The sequence below is a fragment of the Psychrobacter sp. H7-1 genome (assembly GCF_904846585.1).
Classification (GTDB): Bacteria; Pseudomonadota; Gammaproteobacteria; order Pseudomonadales; family Moraxellaceae; genus Psychrobacter; species Psychrobacter raelei.
Genome location: NZ_CAJHBH010000026.1, coordinates 22710 through 41931 on the forward strand (window position 1 = coordinate 22710; position 19222 = coordinate 41931).

The 19222-nt window shown below is 45.9% G+C and carries 12 protein-coding genes and 1 pseudogene; 8 read left to right on the plus strand and 5 right to left on the minus strand.

Features of this window, described 5'->3' with window-relative positions; genetic code table 11:
• Window positions 1-123: 123 nt before the first annotated feature.
• From JMX92_RS08795 to JMX92_RS08820, 6 genes and pseudogenes are all read left to right on the plus strand, one after another.
• A complete protein-coding gene (locus JMX92_RS08795; protein WP_201545236.1) occupies window positions 124-858 on the plus strand; it encodes a heavy metal response regulator transcription factor in 735 nt (244 codons plus the stop codon).
• Window positions 848-2383 (plus strand): ATP-binding protein, encoded by a 1536-nt coding sequence (locus tag JMX92_RS08800; RefSeq protein ID WP_201545238.1) that lies wholly within the window; start codon window positions 848-850, stop codon window positions 2381-2383. Before JMX92_RS08795 ends, JMX92_RS08800 begins: the two co-directional genes overlap by 11 nt.
• A 119-nt stretch (window positions 2384-2502) precedes the next feature.
• Window positions 2503-2682: pseudogene (locus tag JMX92_RS08805) on the plus strand (restriction endonuclease subunit S); the annotation flags it as partial.
• A 206-nt stretch (window positions 2683-2888) separates the two neighbouring features.
• Window positions 2889-3176: a thymidylate synthase gene (gene thyA / locus JMX92_RS08810; protein WP_320157750.1), complete on the plus strand. Its 288-nt coding sequence runs from the start codon at window positions 2889-2891 to the stop codon at window positions 3174-3176.
• 109 nt (window positions 3177-3285) lie between these two features.
• Window positions 3286-3867, plus strand: coding sequence for a dihydrofolate reductase (locus JMX92_RS08815; RefSeq protein ID WP_201545242.1), 582 nt, complete (start codon window positions 3286-3288; stop codon window positions 3865-3867).
• A 152-nt stretch (window positions 3868-4019) separates the two neighbouring features.
• Window positions 4020-5564, plus strand: coding sequence for a phospholipase D family protein (locus JMX92_RS08820; RefSeq protein ID WP_227675324.1), 1545 nt, complete (start codon window positions 4020-4022; stop codon window positions 5562-5564).
• Window positions 5565-5698: 134 nt separating this feature from the next.
• Here the strand turns inward: JMX92_RS08820 and JMX92_RS08825 are convergent, their stop codons facing one another.
• The 4 genes from JMX92_RS08825 to lnt form a co-directional block, all read right to left on the minus strand.
• Window positions 5699-7522 (minus strand): aminopeptidase P family protein, encoded by a 1824-nt coding sequence (locus tag JMX92_RS08825; protein ID WP_201545244.1) that lies wholly within the window; start codon window positions 7520-7522, stop codon window positions 5699-5701.
• Window positions 7523-7679: 157 nt separating this feature from the next.
• Window positions 7680-9254, minus strand: coding sequence for a peptide MFS transporter (locus JMX92_RS08830; RefSeq protein WP_201545246.1), 1575 nt, complete (start codon window positions 9252-9254; stop codon window positions 7680-7682).
• Window positions 9255-9540: 286 nt separating this feature from the next.
• Entirely contained in the window at window positions 9541-9945 is a 405-nt protein-coding gene (locus JMX92_RS08835; protein ID WP_201545254.1) for a hypothetical protein, read from the minus strand.
• 277 nt (window positions 9946-10222) lie between these two features.
• The gene (lnt, locus tag JMX92_RS08840) at window positions 10223-11794 is read right to left on the minus strand and encodes an apolipoprotein N-acyltransferase (RefSeq protein ID WP_155587259.1); all 1572 of its coding nucleotides are present in this window, start codon (window positions 11792-11794) and stop codon (window positions 10223-10225) included.
• Window positions 11795-12092: 298 nt separating this feature from the next.
• Between lnt and recG the strand changes: the two genes are divergently transcribed.
• Window positions 12093-14336, plus strand: a complete 2244-nt coding sequence (gene recG, locus JMX92_RS08845) for an ATP-dependent DNA helicase RecG (protein ID WP_201545249.1) — start codon at window positions 12093-12095, stop codon at window positions 14334-14336.
• A gap of 53 nt (window positions 14337-14389) precedes the next feature.
• On the opposite strand, the gene JMX92_RS08850 is transcribed toward recG, so the two are convergent.
• Window positions 14390-16783 carry a TonB-dependent receptor plug domain-containing protein gene (locus JMX92_RS08850; protein ID WP_201545251.1) on the minus strand — a complete coding sequence of 798 codons (2394 nt, stop codon included), beginning with the start codon at window positions 16781-16783 and terminating at the stop codon, window positions 14390-14392.
• A 155-nt stretch (window positions 16784-16938) separates the two neighbouring features.
• Between JMX92_RS08850 and JMX92_RS08855 the strand changes: the two genes are divergently transcribed.
• Window positions 16939-19170 carry a TonB-dependent receptor gene (locus JMX92_RS08855; protein WP_227675325.1) on the plus strand — a complete coding sequence of 744 codons (2232 nt, stop codon included), beginning with the start codon at window positions 16939-16941 and terminating at the stop codon, window positions 19168-19170.
• Window positions 19171-19222 lie beyond the last annotated feature (52 nt).

The following is a 19222-nucleotide window of genomic DNA, read 5'->3' on the forward strand; positions in this document are numbered from 1 at the left end:
GATTAACAAACGAAGACTGACCATTTGATGACGAGCGCATGACATCTTTGTCAGATACCAGTCCGTTTTGTCATTTATATTGATTTGGGTATTATAAAATCATAGTTATATTGAAGGATTACTATGAAAGTACTACTAGTAGAAGATGAATTAAAACTCGGCGAATATGTAAAAAAAGGCTTAAGTGAAGCAGGCTTCATTGTTGATCATCAGCTGACAGGTTTAGATGGCTACCATGCTATGATGACTGAAGAGTTTAGCGTGATACTCATGGATGTTATGCTGCCTGATGTTAGCGGTTTTGAGCTAGTACGTAATTACCGAGCGGCTGGCAAGCATACGCCAGTGTTATTTCTAACCGCAAAAGATGATTTAAATGACAAAATCAAGGGGATTGAGATTGGCGGTGATGATTATCTGACCAAACCTTTTGCCTTTGCAGAGTTAATAGTCAGGATAAAAAGCTTATTACGACGCGCCAATCAAGCCGACTATAAAAGTACGCTCATGCAAATAGCGGATCTCAAAATGGACATTGCCAAGCGCACTGTACATAGAGGAGACACGCCCATTAAACTAACCGCAAAAGAGTTCTCCCTATTACAGTTTCTATTAGAGCGCCGCGGTGAAGTATTACCACGCTCAATCATTGCTTCACAAGTATGGGATATGAACTTTGATAACGATACTAATGTGATTGATGTGGCAATAAGACGTCTGCGTATAAAAATAGACGATGAGTTTGATACCAAGCTAATTCATACTGTGCGTGGCATGGGCTACCGATTAGATGCTGTCGACGTTTCAGCTAGTAATAAAGCTGCCAGCGAAACGGAAGATAGCCAATATGATAAATAGATTGGACAATCGACGCTTACCCTTACTATGGCGAACTGTGTTTTTATTGACGATATTTGTCGTTTTATCGCAGTTGATAATCTATATCTGGGTACAGCACTCTGTTAAAGGCCATTTTGAGCAAATGGATGCTGAAATCATTACCCACGCAGCCTTTAATCTACGTAAGCGCGTAACAGAGGCGGATAACCAAATAGCCTCTCAGACACTACCTAAGCCTCAAAGTCCATCAAACACTCAACAACCGCTAAGCTCGAAAGCTTCTTCAAATCTACTTCCTACAATAGCCACAGAAAATGATGATCACCTGCATTCATCAGCGCTAGATTACGATCTAAAAACTATCATTGCTGATAAAGAGGGGCGATTGCTATCTAGTACTCCCAAAAACTTTGCTAATGAATTAAGTGCCGACTTTAACCTATTATCATTACAGCAAAATCATGATGACAGACAGTTTGTAATAAATATTAAAGACAGACGTTATCGAGCTATGGTTATTGGAAACGATGACATGCTTGCCCTTATCGCCTTACCCATTGACGTGCATCATCAGTATTTATTACAGTTTAACCGTCAACTTAGTCTGATCCTATTTGCCATCACACTACTGTTGGTTTCAATAGCAGCCTTAAGCGTGTATTGGGGTTTTGCCCCTTTATCCACTATCGTGAAAAGGATGAAAGGTATTCATCCTGAAAGATTGAGCGAAAGAGTAATAGTTAGTGATATGCCATTAGAGCTAAGACCTTTAGCAGAATCCTATAACTCGATGATGGCTAAGCTTGAAAGCAATTTTGAGTCGTTGTCGCGATTTTCAGACAATATCGCGCATGAGCTACGCACGCCAATAGCGACGCTGATTACGCAAACGCAAGTCATGTTAACTAAGCCAAGAGAAAGCGACGAATACATTGAGCAATTGCATCATCAGCATGATACGTTAAAGCAGTTATCCGCCATGATTAACGATATGTTATTACTGGCAAAAACTCAAAAAGAGCTGAGTGATTCGCAAATCAGTCATGTCGATATAGAGAGCTTGATCACAAAGCTTATAGATTATTATGAGATGATTGCTGAGGATCGTGAGATAATCTTTGAAAAATCGGGTGATTTTAAAACAGTACTAGGTGATAAAGGCTTATTGCAACGGCTGTTTGCCAACCTGATGTCAAATGCGATTCATTATGCGGCTAGTAATAGCACTATTATGATATCCGCTACTGTCCTCACTTCAAGCACCTCGCTTAATGCGCCAAAAGACGATATTCAATCCCCAGAGCAGCTCTGGTTAAGAATAACTATGACCAACCGTCTAGACAAACCATTAAATCAGATTGAAGCCGATAAACTGTTTGAGCGATTCTATCGTCATGATAAAACGAATACGATGCATTCAGGAACAGGCTTAGGCTTATCTATTGTGCAAGCTATCGCCAATGCTCATAATGGCAAAGTTAGTATTACTATCAAAGATGAGTGTCTTTTTGAGGTTGCTGTAAAGTTGTTGATTGCCAGGTAGTAAATACCTTCATACTGTCTATGAACGAGCCTTTCCTAAATTTCGTGTAAGTACTTCTACAATCTAAATGATAGTTACACACTTTTTAGGAAAGGCTCGACAATGCAAGAGCTAATCTTAGCATGGGAAATATATCAAAATTTTTAATTCCTATACCTCCTCTAGCTGAACAACACCGTATCGTTGCTAAAGTCGATGAACTAATGGCTATTTGCGATCAGTTAAAAGTTAAGCTACAGCAGTCTCAAGAGACACAGGTTCAGCTTACCGATGCGTTGATTGATAGGGCTTTAGGGTGAGTTTTAATGTTGGAGCAATCACGTTTTATATGCCTTAGTACAACTAAAAGAAATAAACAATACCTTCTATTAGCAGTGATATTTTAAAATCAGGTATAATAACCTTGTATGTATAACCCATATTGTGCAGAATTAAAAGTGCACAATGCTATTATAGCTGTTAAGGCTATGTTATTAGGCGTCTTGTGCATAAATTAGGGGTTATAATGTTTTTAGGGGTGCCTTTTAACATTGCCAGCTACTCTTTATTAACACATATGATTGCTCAAGTTTGTGACCTAGAGGTGGGTGAGTTTATTTGGACAGGTGGTGATTGTCACTTGTATCAAAACCATATTGAGCAGGTCAATGAACAGCTGTCTCGCGAGGCTTATGAGTTACCTAAATTATGGCTCAACCCTGAAATCAAGGATATTTTTGATTTTACTTTTGATGATATCCGAGTTGAGGGCTATCAGTCGCATCCAGCGATTAAAGCACCCGTCGCGGTATAAATAGCCCGTCGCGGCATCAATAGATAGTTACAGCATAAATAGATAGCTTAGCCGCTATACGCCAAGCCGTTTATCAGACAATTGGTTATTATTGATTAAGGATATTTGTATGAGCTACGCCCACACTCAAATTGCCCAAATTGTGGCCATTAGCCGCAACCGCTGTATCGGCAAGGGCAACGATTTGCCTTGGCATATCCCCAATGATTTAAAACACTTTAAGGCCATGACCACCGCTGAGACCGATGCTTATGTAGATACAGGCCTAAAAGGTATTGTCATTATGGGCCGTAAAACTTTTGAATCGATGGGCTCAAAGCCGCTGCCAAAACGAGTGAACTTCATTGTCACCACTCAAATGGACTATGCGCAGCAAAAAGGGCTAGAAGGTCTTAAAGATGTGCATGTGGTGCATAACTTGGATGATGCTTTAACCCATGCAGCCAACGTCGCTCATGGCTTAAAGTTTGAAACTATTTGGGTTATCGGCGGCGAGCGTGTGTTTAAACGTGCCATGATGTTCACCGACCGCATTGAGCTAACGGTTGTCGATACCGACATTGAAGACGGCGATGCGTTTTACCCACAGATACCCGAAGACTTTGAACTCACTCAAGAATCTGAGTCATTTACTGATGAAAAAAGTGGCCTGAGCTATAAGTTTATGACTTATATGGTCAAAAAGGGCTAACCCTTCTTTAGTTGTTTGCTTCTAAAGACAGCTATTGTCTGAAGCCCGCTATGCTCTAGCGGGCTTTTTTATGACCACCCTTTTGCTATTATGACTCAAGCCCCGCTTCTTTTATCACACCACACTGTCTGTTATCCCAAAAGAGCCACCTTATGTTAATAAAGGCGTTAAAAACAATCTTGCTATTTAGTGTGGGTTTCATTGCGCTCTTGAGCCTTTTGGCACTAGTGACTCATCAAAGCTTGCCTGACCATCAGTCACACACCGCCTCTCGCCATTTAGCTGTCGACCCTAGTAGCTTTTTGGCACAGCGGCTACTGCCTTTATTGCAGCAGCATCCGGGCTTAAGTGGCATTTATTTGTTGGATGATAGCCACGAGGCCTTTTTGGCCCGATTGGCATTGGCAGCGTCTGCACAAGACACCTTAGATGTGCAATATTACATCTGGCATGATGACACCACAGGTCACTTGCTCATGCAAAGCTTGTACCAAGCCGCTGAGCGCGGAGTTCAGGTGCGTTTGTTGCTCGATGACAATAACACTGGCGGCATGGATCCGCTGCTGGCCAGCATCGATGCGCATCCCAATATTGAGGTGCGGCTATTTAACCCCTTTATGCAGCGTACCCTTCGGCCTTTGGGCTATCTTAGTGACTTCTTTAGGCTAAATCGGCGCATGCACAATAAGTCTTTTACAGCAGATGGTCTGGTGACCATAGCGGGCGGGCGTAACGTCGGTGATGAATATTTTGGCTTTGGTAGCGGGGTAATGTTTGCAGATTTAGACATGGCGGCTGTTGGACCCGTGGCCGAAGATGTGGAGCAAGACTTTGACCGCTACTGGGCAAGTCAGTCTGCTTATCCGCTCCAAAGCATCATTAAGCAACACGCCCCCGCGCCTTTTGATACCACACCTGCAACCGATAAACAAACGCAGATTTTCTTAAAAGAGCTGGGAGAGTCCAGCTTTGTCAAACAACTTCGTGAAGGCTCATTGCCGCTAATTTGGACTCAGGTACGGCTGATTAGTGATGATCCTGCAAAGGGATTACAAAAATCGAAAGAGGCGGACTCGGTACTGGCTCATCTTGTTCCCTTAATGCAGGGCACCCGTGAGGAGCTACTGATAATCTCTCCCTATTTCGTACCCGCCAAGCAAGGTACTGCTCTGTTTCAGCGCCTGGCCAAACAGGGCAAACAAGTCGCCGTCCTCACCAATTCTCTAGCCGCAACCGATGTTATTCCGGTACATGCCGGCTATGCCAAATATCGCAAACCACTGTTACGCGCCGGCATCGCCTTATATGAGCTTAAACCGCAGGCCACAGTCATCACCAAAAATCATGGCGGTATTCTCAAAAGCAGTGGTGCCAGCTTACATGCTAAGACCTTTATTATTGATAATAAAACGCTGTTTGTGGGCTCTTTTAATATGGACCCTCGTTCTGCTGCATTAAATACAGAAATGGGCTTGGTGTTTGATAGCGAGCAGATGGCAAGTTATCTGGCAGACAATATGAAGCAAAAACAAATGGAGTACAGTTATAAGGTGAGCAAAACCCCGCAAGGTAAATTACACTGGCAGACCTTAGATAACGGTAATACTGTCGAGTATGATAACGAGCCACACAGTAGCCTATTTTCTCGACTTGGCGTTTGGGTGTGCTCTTTGCTGCCTATTGAGTGGCTATTGTAGGGCTTACATACCGGCTGAAGCCTTGAAGCAAAAGACAAGCCCTAAAAAATCCGCCCAACACATAAGTTGGGCGGATTTTTTACTTTATACATCCCGTGACGTCAATACGCCACAGCCTTAAATGAAGTGAGGGGTTAGATGGCTTTTGTGCGCTCAGTCAGCCACGCCAAAGCCGCCCCTGAAACACGGTCTTTTAGCTCATTGAATACGTGGCTGTGGTAGTCGTTCAACCACTCTATTTCGTCTTGGTTAAGCAAGCTTGGCTCTACCAAACGGGTATCAATTGGGCATAACGTAACCGTTTCAAAGTTTAGATAATGACCAAACTCAGTCTCTTGCGGTGTTGGCACAGGCTGGTTCACCACTAGGTTTTCGATGCGAATCCCCCAGCGGCCTTCACGGTACAAACCAGGCTCATTACTTGAGATCATACCCACCTTCATGGCACGCTCTGGTGGGTTGCTCGCCGCATAAGCAATGACCTGCGGGCCTTCATGCACATTTAAGAAATAGCCAACACCATGGCCGGTACCATGACCGTAATCCATTTGGGCTTGCCACAGTGGTGCACGGCAAATCGCATCAATCAGTGGTGAAGCAATCCCATCTGGGAAACAGGCTTTGGCTAAGGCAATGTGTGCTTTTAACACCATGCTAAAGTCACGTTTTTGCGTCTCATTAACTTGGCCAATACCAATCACACGGGTAATGTCGGTGGTGCCGTTTTGGTACTGAGCACCAGAGTCAATTAATAACAGTCCATCACCGTCAAGGTAGCTAAATTTATCTTCTGTGGCACGGTAATGTGGCAGCGCCCCATTTTCATTGAAGCCGGCAATGGTTGGGAAGCTTGGTGATACATAGTGCGGCTGTTTGCTACGCACATCAATCAACATACTGTCCACATCAAGCTCGCTTAAGCGTTCGCCTTGATGTAAACGTGCTTCAAACTCGCTAAAGAACTCACACAATGCCGCACCATCTTGACGCATGGCCTCACGCACATGCTCGATATCCTCTTTAGACTTGACGGATTTTAGCAATGTGCTTGGCGCAACTTGCTCAATCATAGCAATGTCATCGCCTAAGTCATTTAAGGTGCCTACTGCCACCTTATTGGGATCTAATAACAATAAATCCTCTGGCGTTAGCTCACTTAAAGCACCTTGAACTTGATCATAATCTGCCACGCTAATACCGGCGTCACTTAATAATTTGGCGATATCCTCGCCCACTTTGGCATTGTCAATATAAAGCGTTGCCTTATCTGCAGTGACTATCATGTGTGCCAAAAATACAGGGTTGTAATCGACATCACTGCCACGTAAGTTGGTCAGCCATGCGATATCATCTAAGCTTGAGATGAGGTGATGGGTGGCGCCAATTTGCGCCATATGCGCCCGCACTTCGGCCAGCTTCTCTTGCGCCGACTGTGACACAAACTGCGTATCATGGGGATAAAGCTGAGCCACAGGCAGCGCCGGACGGTCTTGCCAAATCTCGCCTAATAAATCCAGCTCAGTGACCAGACGGATACCCTCCTCTTCACTTTCAGCCGCCTCATCGAAAGCATCTAACAGGCGATCTTGTTCAGCCAGTGACAACACATTGCCGTCGATGGCCACACTATCGCCGGCCTTTAAATACTCACCCAGCCACTGGGCGTGATTAGGAGAGCCTGGTTGTAGTTTTTGTAGGGTAATACCAGTCCCCTCTAATTGTGCCGCTGCTTGTACCCAATAACGGCTGTCCGCCCACAGACCTGCAAAGTCATGAGTCACAACCAAAGTACCCACAGAGCCTGTAAAGCCCGATAGCCACTGACGACCCTGCCAATACTCAGGCAGATACTCAGATAAATGAGGATCAGCCGATGGGATGATCAGGGCGCTGATTTCGTTATTTTTTAGAACTTGGCGTAATTGATGGATACGCTCTTGGATGACAGACTTACTCATAATGTTCCTCGGGATAAATGGTGTGTTTTTTATTGTGGTTTTTTTGCCAATTTCAAATGTGAAAAACGTGCTACCAGATTATGGTAACACGTTTGATTTGTTGAACCGTTTTCAGTTAGTAAGCAGCTTAAAAGCTTACCATGAATCTAAAGCTTATTTAAACAGCATTGCGGCGTTCATCTTCCGCTTCACTGCGGTCTAACATGGCTCTGACCGGTTTTGATAAAGCCAGCAAGATTAAAGCGGTCACTACCAAGAAGATGGTCATGGTGGTGAACAGGCCAGGCAAGCCATCAATGGTATCTGCTGACACATGACCGCCAAAGAAGGCAGCAACTAAGTTACCCATGGCCACAGAAGTGAAGAACAGACCCATCATTTGACCTTGCATGCCTTTTGGCGCAAGCTTAGTCATTGAAGATAAACCGACAGGACTTAATGCCAACTCACCCAAAGTTAATAACAACAAACTGCCTGTGAGCCACAAAGGCGATACTAGAGTGTCTGGATTAGCGACCACCAGTTTAGAGGCCATCGTCATCAAACCAAACCCTGCTGCCGCCAATAGCATACCCAAAGAGAACTTGGCCATACTGTTAGGTTCAAGATTACGCTTACCTAACCACACCCAAATGATACTCACAATGGGCGCCAGCATTAGGATAAAGATGGGGTTTAATGACTGGAACCAAATGCTTGGTACATCAAAGCCCATGACATTAAGATCGGTATAACGATCGGCAAACAAGTTAAATGAAGTGGGCTGCTGCTCAAAGCTTGACCAGAATAACGTTGAGCCGATGATTAAAATAAAACAAATCAGCAAACGCAGCTTATCGGTCTTATCAAGCTTAGGGGAGACAAACATATAACCAAAATACAGCAGCACAGTGGCGGCAATAATATAGGTCATGTATTCGGCAACCAGACTGGGGTTAAAAGGCATAACACCAGTAGCCACAAGCACAATGAGCGCAATTAAAATCGCTAAAAACAGACCCACCCAGCGGCCGACATTTTGATACTGATCGTTGGCCACTTCCCATTCAGGGGTGATGCCTTTGGCTTTCGCAAAGCGCTTTAGGTTTTTGCGGGCAGCAAAACGGTATACCAATAACGACACCAACATACCCAAACCACCGACACCAAAGCCAACATGCCACATTTGCTGTTCTTTAAACACACCAACAATCAGTGCAGCCAATAAGGCACCAATGTTAATGCCCATATAAAACAGGGTAAAACCACCGTCACGGCGCGAGTCACCCTTGGGATATAAAGCGCCGACCATCACTGAAATACAGGTTTTAAATAAGCCTGAACCTAGCACAATACAGACCAGACCAATAAAAAACATAGACATGCCAAATAAGGCAGACAAAGCGATACATAAGTGGCCCAGCGCAATGATGATACTACCCCACCATAAGGCACGCTCTTGACCTAACCAATTATCAGCAAGCCAGCCACCTGGTACCGCAGCAAGATACAAAGTTCCGGCAAAAATACCATATATGGCAGTCGCAGTGGTATCATCGAATCCAAAGCCGCCATTACTAATAGAGGCCACCATAAACAGCACCAGTAAAGGGCGGATACTGTAGTAAGAAAAGCGCTCCCACATTTCGGTGAAGAATAAGGAACGTAGCGGCTGGGGATGCCCCATAAAGCCATTGTCTAGTCCCTTAAATTCAGCAGAAGACTCTGTGTTTTGAGAGTTTACACTACTCATAATTTCTATTCCTTAGATCTATAACAGAGAAGCTGACTCTAACAATCAGGGAGAGCCATCGTCTCACTCTGTTTTGAAGTTAGCGTAATTTTATGTCTTCAGGTTATCAAAAGTTAATAGGGAGATAACTTTCAGTTTCATAAAAAAAACTGCAGTATTGTTTCATGGACTTACAGCAGGGTAAAGAAAAAAAATTTTAATACTACCCAAAAAAGCCCGTACAGTCATAAAGACTGAACGGGCTTTAACGCTGGTTCTATAAGGGTTTAGCAGCTATCTAAAAAAATTACTGAGCAGTCTTTTGTGTGTCTGTATCAGTAGCAGGTTCAGCGGCATCAGTAGCTGTAGGCGCAGCAGCTTCAGCTTCAGCGTTAGTGTCTGAGGTAGTAGCGGTATCTGCAGCAGGTGCAGCTTCGGTACCAGCGGCAGGCGCTTCAGCAGTAGCGGTCTCGGCAGTAGCAGGGTCGGCCTCAGCAGTAGCTTCGGCTTCTGTGGCAGGTGCTGCAGCAGCTTCAGGTGCCGCGGCTTCTTCAGTGGTTTCTTCTACAGCAGCTTCAGGGGCCACATGATGGCCTGCTGGGCGTAAGAAGGCTGAGATACCAATAAGAAGTACGATAGCCAAAAAAGCAGCAGTGCCCACTAGAGCATACATAAATTCTTTCTTCGGTTTATTTTGGCTTGCATCTGCCATAGGTCACCTATCTGTATAATTTGATAAAGGTTTAAGAGAGTAAGTTCCTCTGTAATATGGTACTTTTTGAAACTAAGTAGCTAAGCTCTAATATGAGTCAACTCCCTGTAATCTCTAGACTATGGCGCCATATTACCGTCAGAACCGGTCACGTTTCTTGCTATTATATCGCAATTTGCTACCTTTTGTGAAAACGCCCCATCCTATTTGTGGATTAGCAGTATATTTTTACACATCACACTCAAGGATTGAAGTATTAATTCATCCTAATTAACGCTTATTGTTGCGCGCGCTTAGCCAGATAGCTTAACACTAAAAACAGCCCAATAAGTATCAAAATAGGATAATTACCAAAGCGAACATAGGGCGTCATGCCGGTACGCGACTGCACCTCACCACGCAGCACCGTACGCTCAAACTGGGGAGCCTGTGCCACAATACGACCTTTATGGTCAATAATGGCAGTCACTCCGGTATTGGTCGCACGCATAAACCAGCGGCCGGTCTCAAGCGAGCGCATTTGCACCATTTGTAAATGCTGCAAGGGGCCCGCTGAAGTACCAAACCAAGCATCATTGGAGATGGTTAATAAAAAGTCGGTATTTTGCGCATTGCGGCGCGTGGTATCTGGATAGGCCACTTCATAGCACACGGCAGCGCCAAGATTGTGGCCGCGCACTTTTAGAGGCAATTGGTCTTTTGGACCACGGCTATAGCTTAATACTTCATTGCTACCGGCCAAATTGGGGAATAAATCCAGCGCCCCTTGAAAAGGGATGTATTCACCAAAGGGTACGAGATTTTGCTTTTTATATAGCCCATCAGCCTGAGCGCCAAGCGCAATCACGCTGTTATAAAACGGTGCGTATTTGTCCGTTTCAGGATTATAAGCCGACTCATCTTTGTAAGGAATGCCAGTGACCCAAGTGGTGTCCGTGTCTTTTGCGACTTTGACCACCTCGGCAATAAATGGCCAAGCTTCTGTCTGGAACATAGGAATAGAGGACTCTGGCCATACCACCATATCCTGGTCCCACTCCGTACTGCTTAGCTTGGCATAAATCTCAAGCGTCTTATAGCGGTATTCGGTAAGCCACTTTAAATCTTGAGGAATATTACCTTGTACTAAGGAGACTTTCAGATTGGGGGTATTGGGCTTAGGCTGCGTCCACGCCGGATCTGTCAACCACAAACCAATACTTAACGCTAAAAATAGTATCGAAACCAGCAGATAACCGCCGCGCTTGCGGAACAAATCGACTAAACTTGCTGCCAGTAAAACAACCACAAAAGAGATGGCAAATACACCAGCCACAGGCGCTAATGATGACAACCAGTGTTGCTCGGTAAAAGCATATCCGACAAATAGCCAAGGAAAACCTGTCAGTAGCCAAGTCTTCATCCACTCTTGCAGCACCCAAAGCGCAGCAAAGGCCAGCGGCTGCTTACCGACAAAGCGGTTAAATATCAGCGCCATAAAACCATGAAATAGCCCCATGCCCAGCCCCATCACCGCAATGGCCAATAGGGCCAGCGGCATGGGCACATCCCCATAATCATGGATCGAGGTGTATAGCCAGAATGCGCCCACACACCAAAGCCCCATGCCATACGCTTCACCGATAATAAAAGCACGCTTATTGCTCATATCACCAAGCAGTAGCGCATACAGTAAAGCGGGGGAAATCAGTGCGATAATCCAGTAGCCATAGGGCGCCAAAGACAGCATAAACATCGCCCCAGCCAGCCAAGCCACAATCACTGCTGTACCGATAGGCAACTGTGAGCTGCGCTGGTGATCATAAGGTTGGTTTAATCTGTCTTGCACATGTTGGGTTGAGGCTCGCATGACGGCTCCGGTAACGGGTATCTTTATAAGGGGAAAAACTGGCGGATTGAGATGGTAAGCTCACACAAAGCGGACGCAAAAAACAGCGCTTATCAAAACCACTATTCATAAAGCCAATAATATGCGTATGATAACAGTCTGGACTCAAAAAATCTTAGCCCAGATACAGTATATATAATAAGCCCTGATGAACCGGTAAAATATCCTCTATAATCTTATGATAAAGGGGCTATAAGGCGACAGATTTACCCCATTTTTAATCAATAGCTCTTAAATTTTGCCAATCGAGAGACGCACTATGCCAATCCCCTCAAACACTCATACGCCCGCCTCGCACACACCCGTGAACCAAAGACAAACCGCTGTCGACTTGCCTGTTCAGGTGTTGGCTGGTGTGGGCAGTAAAATTGAGGGTCAGCTTGAGCAGCTGGGTGTGTCACGCTTGTTTGATTTGCTACTGCATCTGCCGCGTGATTATGAAGACCGCAGCCGTTTGGTCAATATCAGCGACTTACAAGACGGGCAGTCGGCGCTTATAGAAGGGCAAGTCACTTATGTGGATAACAAACGTGGCGGTATGACGGTGGTCATTGAAGATGCCACTGGCGCCATTCAGCTGCGCTTTTTTAAGGTCTATGCAAGCTTGGTACAGACCATGACGCTCGGCACACGGCTCAGGCTGTTTGGTGAAGTCAAAATCAGCCGCTACGGCATGCAGATGGCCCACCCTGAATACAATATGGTGACGGCCGGTGCGCCTGTGGTAAACACCGGCCTACAGCCCATTTATCCTGCGGTTAAGGGGCTGCATCAAAACAAACTACGTACCTTGGTCAAACTGGCACTACAGACCGTTCATCAGCAAGGCCTGCCTTTAACAGTGTTTGATGAGGCCGACTGGCAAGCCGTTAATCACTTGCCAGCACCGCTACCGACCAATAGCTATGGCCTGCCTAGCTCGGCAGCATCTCAGCAAACCAGCCCATCACCCAACAGCGCCCCAAGTTGGCAGCATTTAACGTTGTTTGAGGCATTGACCTTAATCCATACCCCGCCGATGCATACCGATATTACGTTGCAAGCGGCGCAGCTTGAGCAGTTAAAAGCGCGCACTCACCCTGCCTGCCAGCGACTGATTGTGGAGGAGCTGACCGCACACCAATTAAGCATGCTATATCGCCGTAAGCAGCTGCATCAACACAAAGCGCCTAAATGTGATGGTGATAGCCCACTGGCTGAGAAGCTGCTAGCCAACCTGCCCTTTAGCTTAACCGGTGCGCAAGACCGAGTGATTAAGGAGATTACCAGTGATATGGCGACCTCCATTCCAATGCTGCGCTTGGTACAAGGTGATGTCGGTGCTGGTAAAACTTTAGTCGCGGCATTGGCAGCCTGTTATGCCCTTGATAGTGGCTGGCAGGTGGCGGTCATGGCGCCCACTGAGATTTTAGCCGAGCAGCATCTGATTAACTTTAAGGCTTGGTTTGAGCCATTAGGCATCGGTGTGGGTTGGCTGGCTGGCAAGCAAACCGCTAAGCAGCGCCGTGAAGCACTGGCTGATGTCGCCGAGAATGAGGTTCAGATTGTGGTCGGTACCCATGCACTGTTTCAAGATGCGGTGGTATTTGCCAAATTGGGACTGGCGATTATTGATGAGCAGCACCGCTTTGGGGTTGAGCAGCGTATGGCATTGACCAACAAAGGCGTGGCCAATAGCACCCCGCACCAGCTGATTATGACAGCCACTCCGATTCCGCGTACGCTGGCGATGAGTGCCTATGGCGATATGGACACCTCTATTATTGATGAGCTGCCGCCAGGGCGTACCCCGATTACCACGGTTACCATTGACCGTGCCCGCCGTGATGAGGTGATTGAGCGCATCGCCGCTAACTGTAAAGAGGGCAAGCAAGCGTACTGGGTCTGCCCACTGGTTGATGATTCAAGTACCTTAAATGCGCAAGCGGCTGAAGCCACTTTTGCCGATTTAAGCGAGCGTTTGGATATCCGTATCGGCATGGTACACGGCAAAATGAAATCAAAAGAAAAGCAAGAGATTATGGCTGCATTTAAGAACGCCGAGCTTGATTTATTGGTCGCAACGACCGTGATTGAGGTCGGCGTCGATGTGCCTAACGCTTCATTGATGGTGATAGAAAACGCCGAGCGTTTGGGGTTATCACAGCTGCATCAGCTGCGTGGCCGTGTTGGGCGTGGCTCGACCAAAAGCTTCTGTGTGCTGCTATACCAAACCCCATTATCAGAAACTGGCATCGAGCGTCTCAATGTACTGCGTGACAGTAATGATGGCTTTGTGATTGCTCAAAAAGACTTACAATTGCGTGGCCCAGGTGAGCTGCTTGGCAAGCGTCAAACCGGTAATATTGGCTATTATGTGTCCGATTTGACCCGTGATGAAAACCTATTGATGATCGCCAGTCATTTGGCTAAACGCCTAATTAATGATGACAATCGTAAGGCGGAGGTCACCCAGCTGATTCACCGCTGGATGCCTGAGGCGAGCAAATATACCAATGTGTAGCTGGCTTGCTTTAATGCGCTTGGTTTAAAGCACTTAGCCAACTTAGCCAAACCCTAAAAATCAACCGTAATGCCGGCATTGATACTGCGCCCTGGTAATGGAGCAATGTATCTTAGAGGCGATGCGTGCGGTCTGGCCTCTTCATCCAATAAGTTACTGGCATTAGCAAAAAGCTTAACCCTAGAATCGGCCCAACCATTAATGGTTTTGGCGATACTCACATCCATCATGTTATAGCTGGGCAGCGCCACCTCAGTGTTAATCTCTTTCCCTAAATACTTGGGCTTAGCGTAGTGCACAAAGTTTATCTCACTCTCCCAGCTGTTGTTTTGCCAATTAAGACCAATGCCATAACGGTCGGTTGGGATATTGGTGAGATACTCGCCATTTGTCTCACCGTCTTTGGGCTTATTCTTCACCAAATCAGCAAAAAGATGCGCCGTCACATCACCATACTGATCAAAATCAAAGCGCTTGCTTGCATCAATCTCAAAGCCGCTCACCTTAGTGTCTATTTGTTGCCAATACTTTAAAGGCAACCGATTGGCCAAAAAGGTCGTCCCTGAGGGTCTAAGCGAATAATAACCATCAAAATCATGTTGATACGCAGTGGCGACAACGTCGATATCTTGATAGTTAATCAGTGCACTAAGCTCGGTACTGGCGACCTTTTCTGAATCTAGTGTCTGATTACCCTCTTCATGCGCCATACTGCTAAAGTGCGCCTGACTGGCATACAGCTCATTCACCTCAGGGGCTCTCTCAGAGTTGGTATAACGCAGATTAAATGCCAAATAGTCATTAACATCCAGCTTGGCGGACAGCTCATAACTATTTAGATTAAAATTCGTATCGAGCAGTTTTTCATAATTCGGTGACTTGCTAGAGGGTTTAAAATCGCTGCCTTGAATCTTGTGTGTCACTTTCTCATAGCGGTAGCCTGCCCCTAATGTCAGATAATCTAACGGCAGACTTTCTTTGACAAACAGTGCCTGCTTTTGGGTATCGACATCGGGCAAATAACGCTGCTCGCCCCTACCCCTAATATCACGATACGACAAATCAGCGCCCAGCTTTCCAGATAGCACGCCAAGCTTACCTAGACTTGGCTGATGCTGAGTGACTACAGTGGCATTATAAGTATCAAAGTCATAATGATTGGCGACATCATCACCCAGCAGCTCCTCATTACGCTCCTTGATATGGGCCATATTCACATTAAGCTGATTGAACCAGTCATACGTCAAATCAACTTGCGACTCTAGCAAATACTTCGTCTGCTCCGCATCGATTTGCACCGGGACATTTGCGGTGTAATCTTGATTGTAATTTAGATTGGACATTGAGAACCCAGGCAAGCCGTAACGGCTGGTTTTGTTATCCAAAGCAGCAGCAATATAGCCATTATCAAAAAAATAACTACCCGATATCCCCAAGCGGCGATTGTCTAAATGGCTATTCCCAAGCTTATTATGATAATTCTCTGTCACATCGCTAATCTTGCTAATGCGCTCTGCATATTCGGGCTGATCTGGCTCGTATTGTGGGTTCTCTGCCGTACCATAGCCGCCATAATTGGTATAAACATCCCCTGGCGATAAACCATAGTCATAATAGGTCTGCGTATATTCAAGCGTGCTCGGGTCAACATAATCGGTATAAAAATACTGTCTCGATTTGGGATTAAAGGTGGTGGTTTTTTCGACATGCTTTTGGCAGGCGTCTGCTAATACTGTATTTACCCCCAAGCCGTATTCATTGCTGCGAACCAAGTCTGTTTGACAGACCTTCGCCTTGCTATCACCAGCAATATCGTAATGCCCTTGACGCTGCGCCGAGTACAACAGATTAATGCTTAGGTTGTCCTCGTTATTCATATTGGCTTTTATGCCCTGTGAGCGAGGGGCATTGGTTCCATCTTTAATAGCCAACGTGAGATTTTGAGGTTTGTCCTCTATTTGCCGTGAGATTAATCCACTGTCAATGTCCACACTGCCGCCGATGGCACGCCCGCCTGATTCGATCACTGAATTGTTTTTATTCACTGTAATCTGGTGACTAAAGACCGGATCAAACAGCAAGTTGGTCGCCGGACTGATGGCATTGAGCCCATTAACGTTCGTACCATCTTCATTGATACTAACGCGATTGCCTTGTAACCCGCGAATAATAGGCGAGCCTGAGTGTGGGCCAAAGCTGCCAGAGTGAACCCCTGATATCTTCTCTAACGCCTCGCCTAATGTATGCGTATCAATCTGTTGATCCTGTATTGTGACCGTGTGGGTAGAGACTGGACTGGCTGCTGATTTTACGGTGATGGTCGGCAGTACGACTTCGGGGTGAGTGATGTCGTTATCGCTAATAGGCGGTGTGTGAGGCATGTCATCTTGTGCGAAAGAAGAGTGAGAAATAACTAAAATCATCAAGGATAGATAACGGTATTGCATGGTTAGTGGGTACCTTAAAAACAATAATGGGGCGAATAGACGGTGTAAGTTATTGTTACCTTTTTAAACGTTATGTTATAGTATAACATAACATTTTTACCGAAATGTACTCTAACCTGCCTAGCGGCATTCATTTTTATTGTTTAGGTAAGCCCATGCTCACAAACTATCAAAACCACCAATGCCAACAAAACCGAACCAACCGCCCTTTATCGCCACTAATGATGAGTATCCGTCTATATACCCAAGCGATCTGTATCCAAAACAGTAAGTTGCCCGCTGCATCTGCCAAGCTGCCGTATTTGCTCCAAGCAGCCACATTAGCAGCACTGGGCGCCTATAGCACAGCGGCATTAGCAGAAGATAAGCCTTCGGTTGAGCTGGCGCCCGTTGTGGTTACCGCCAGTGCGTTTGAGCCACAAGCGGGGGATATGGCGACCGCAACCAGCGTCATCACCCAGTCACAGATTATGCAGCAAGGCAAATCCACCTTGGGCGATGCACTAGCAAATGAGCCCGGTGTCAACTCAGATACCTTTGGTCAAGGTGCCACACGCCCTATCATCCGAGGTCAAACTGCACCTAGAGTACAAGTGGCTCAAAATGGCATGCTGGTACAAGATGCGTCACAAATATCACCCGATCACCAAGTCTCTGTGCCTGTGCTTGGCGCCAAACAGATTGAGGTAATCAAAGGCAGCTCTGCCCTAATGTATGGCGGCGGTGCTATTGGCGGTGTGGTCAATGTGGTCGATGACACCATCCCCTCCGAGCCGATGAATGACACAGTCAGTGGCCAATTTGGCTTGATTGGGCAGCAAGCCACAGACGGCTATCTAGGCTACGCCCAGTTAAATGGTCAGCTAAATGACAATTGGCAGTGGACGGGGCGTTTTCAAAAGACCGATTTAGATGATGTGAAAGTACCCAAGTCACGTTATGACAAAGTCGAGAACAGCTGGTATAAGCAAGACAATGCCAGTATTGGCTTTACCTATGTGGATGAGCTTGACTATGTTGGCTTCTCTTATCAGCGTCAAGACTCAGACTATGGTCTGCCGTTTCATGTGCATAACCACTGTCAGCCAGATGAGCACCGTATAAATAGACTGACGTGCGGCTTAGATGAGCACGAGCATGGGGCGCATGAGCATCACGATCATGACCATGAAGAGCACGGACACGAAGCACATGGGCATACAGAGCACGAACATGGACATGACGAACATGAACACGGCCATGACGAACATGGACATGAAGAGCATGAACACCAAGAACATGAACACGAACATGACGAACACGACCATGACCATGACCATGACGAGCATGAGCATCACCATGAACATGGCGAGCTGCCTTACGTTAAATTAAAATCCGATGTGTATCAGATTCAAACCGAGCATTTGGTACCCTTAACCGGTATTGATAAACTGGCAACAAAGTTTAGTTATACCGATTATCAGCATGATGAAATTGATGAAGGGGTTGTCGGTACCACATTCAAAAACAAGGCCTTTGGGGCGACCGTTCAGGCCACTCATGCCACCCATCAGGTCGGTAATTTAGGTTATATGAAAGGAATCATTGGTGTCGATTATGCCAATAGCAAATTCTCCGCAGAGGGGCTAGAAGCCTATTTACCAAAGACCAGACGCAATCAACTAGACACTTATATTATTGAGCGTTTAACACCGACTTATTCTGGTGCCCAAATTAATGACGCCGGCAGATTAGGTGCCCAATCTTCTAAGACACAGCAAGATCATCTGGGTCATAATCACGGCAGCAGCACTCTGCCTACCGACAGTACCGCTGCCAAGCTTGCAAAGCAGGGTAAAGACTTATGGTATGTACAGTTTGGCGGCCGTCAAGATATTCAAAAAATCGAAGATATGGATAACAATATCTCCAAATCTGATAGCGCACACTCTTTGAGTTTAGAAGCTGGGCGTTACCTGACACCGACGACCCAAATCTCCGCTCGCGTTAGCCACTCTGAACGATTGCCTGCCTCACAAGAGCTGTATGCCAATGGTGCTCACTTGGCTACCAATACTTGGGAGCGTGGTAATCTACAGCTGGATAAAGAGTCTACCGATGGTATCGAGCTTAGCCTGCGCTATGACAATAATAAAAACTTTGACCTGAGTACCTCTGTGTTTTATAACGATACAGACGACTATATCTATGCAAAAACTCAAGACTTAGTGACCGAAGGGGAGTCGAAAGGCTTTAGGTTGGTTGATTATCATCAATCAGATGCCAAACACTATGGCGGTGAGATTAAAGCACGCTATTATCTAAATGATTATATTATACCAAACCCAACAATTAAAGTTGCGCCCAAGCACGAGCAGTTAACGACCGAATTCTTTGTGGCTGTTTAAGCAAATTATTCCAAGCCAAGCAAGTGGCATCGACAATAGCCTCATAACTGTC

Bases quoted from the DNA above. Each gene is read 5' to 3' on its own strand.
- JMX92_RS08795 (WP_201545236.1), top strand. From the start codon at position 124: ATGAAAGTACTACTAGTAGAAGATGAATTAAAACTCGGCGAATATGTA.
- JMX92_RS08800 (WP_201545238.1), top strand. From the start codon at position 848: ATGATAAATAGATTGGACAATCGACGCTTACCCTTACTATGGCGAACT.
- thyA (WP_320157750.1), top strand. From the start codon at position 2,889: ATGTTTTTAGGGGTGCCTTTTAACATTGCCAGCTACTCTTTATTAACA.
- JMX92_RS08815 (WP_201545242.1), top strand. From the start codon at position 3,286: ATGAGCTACGCCCACACTCAAATTGCCCAAATTGTGGCCATTAGCCGC.
- JMX92_RS08820 (WP_227675324.1), top strand. From the start codon at position 4,020: ATGTTAATAAAGGCGTTAAAAACAATCTTGCTATTTAGTGTGGGTTTC.
- JMX92_RS08825 (WP_201545244.1), bottom strand. From the start codon at position 7,522: ATGAGTAAGTCTGTCATCCAAGAGCGTATCCATCAATTACGCCAAGTT.
- JMX92_RS08830 (WP_201545246.1), bottom strand. From the start codon at position 9,254: ATGAGTAGTGTAAACTCTCAAAACACAGAGTCTTCTGCTGAATTTAAG.
- JMX92_RS08835 (WP_201545254.1), bottom strand. From the start codon at position 9,945: ATGGCAGATGCAAGCCAAAATAAACCGAAGAAAGAATTTATGTATGCT.
- lnt (WP_155587259.1), bottom strand. From the start codon at position 11,794: ATGCGAGCCTCAACCCAACATGTGCAAGACAGATTAAACCAACCTTAT.
- recG (WP_201545249.1), top strand. From the start codon at position 12,093: ATGCCAATCCCCTCAAACACTCATACGCCCGCCTCGCACACACCCGTG.
- JMX92_RS08850 (WP_201545251.1), bottom strand. From the start codon at position 16,783: ATGCAATACCGTTATCTATCCTTGATGATTTTAGTTATTTCTCACTCT.
- JMX92_RS08855 (WP_227675325.1), top strand. From the start codon at position 16,939: ATGCTCACAAACTATCAAAACCACCAATGCCAACAAAACCGAACCAAC.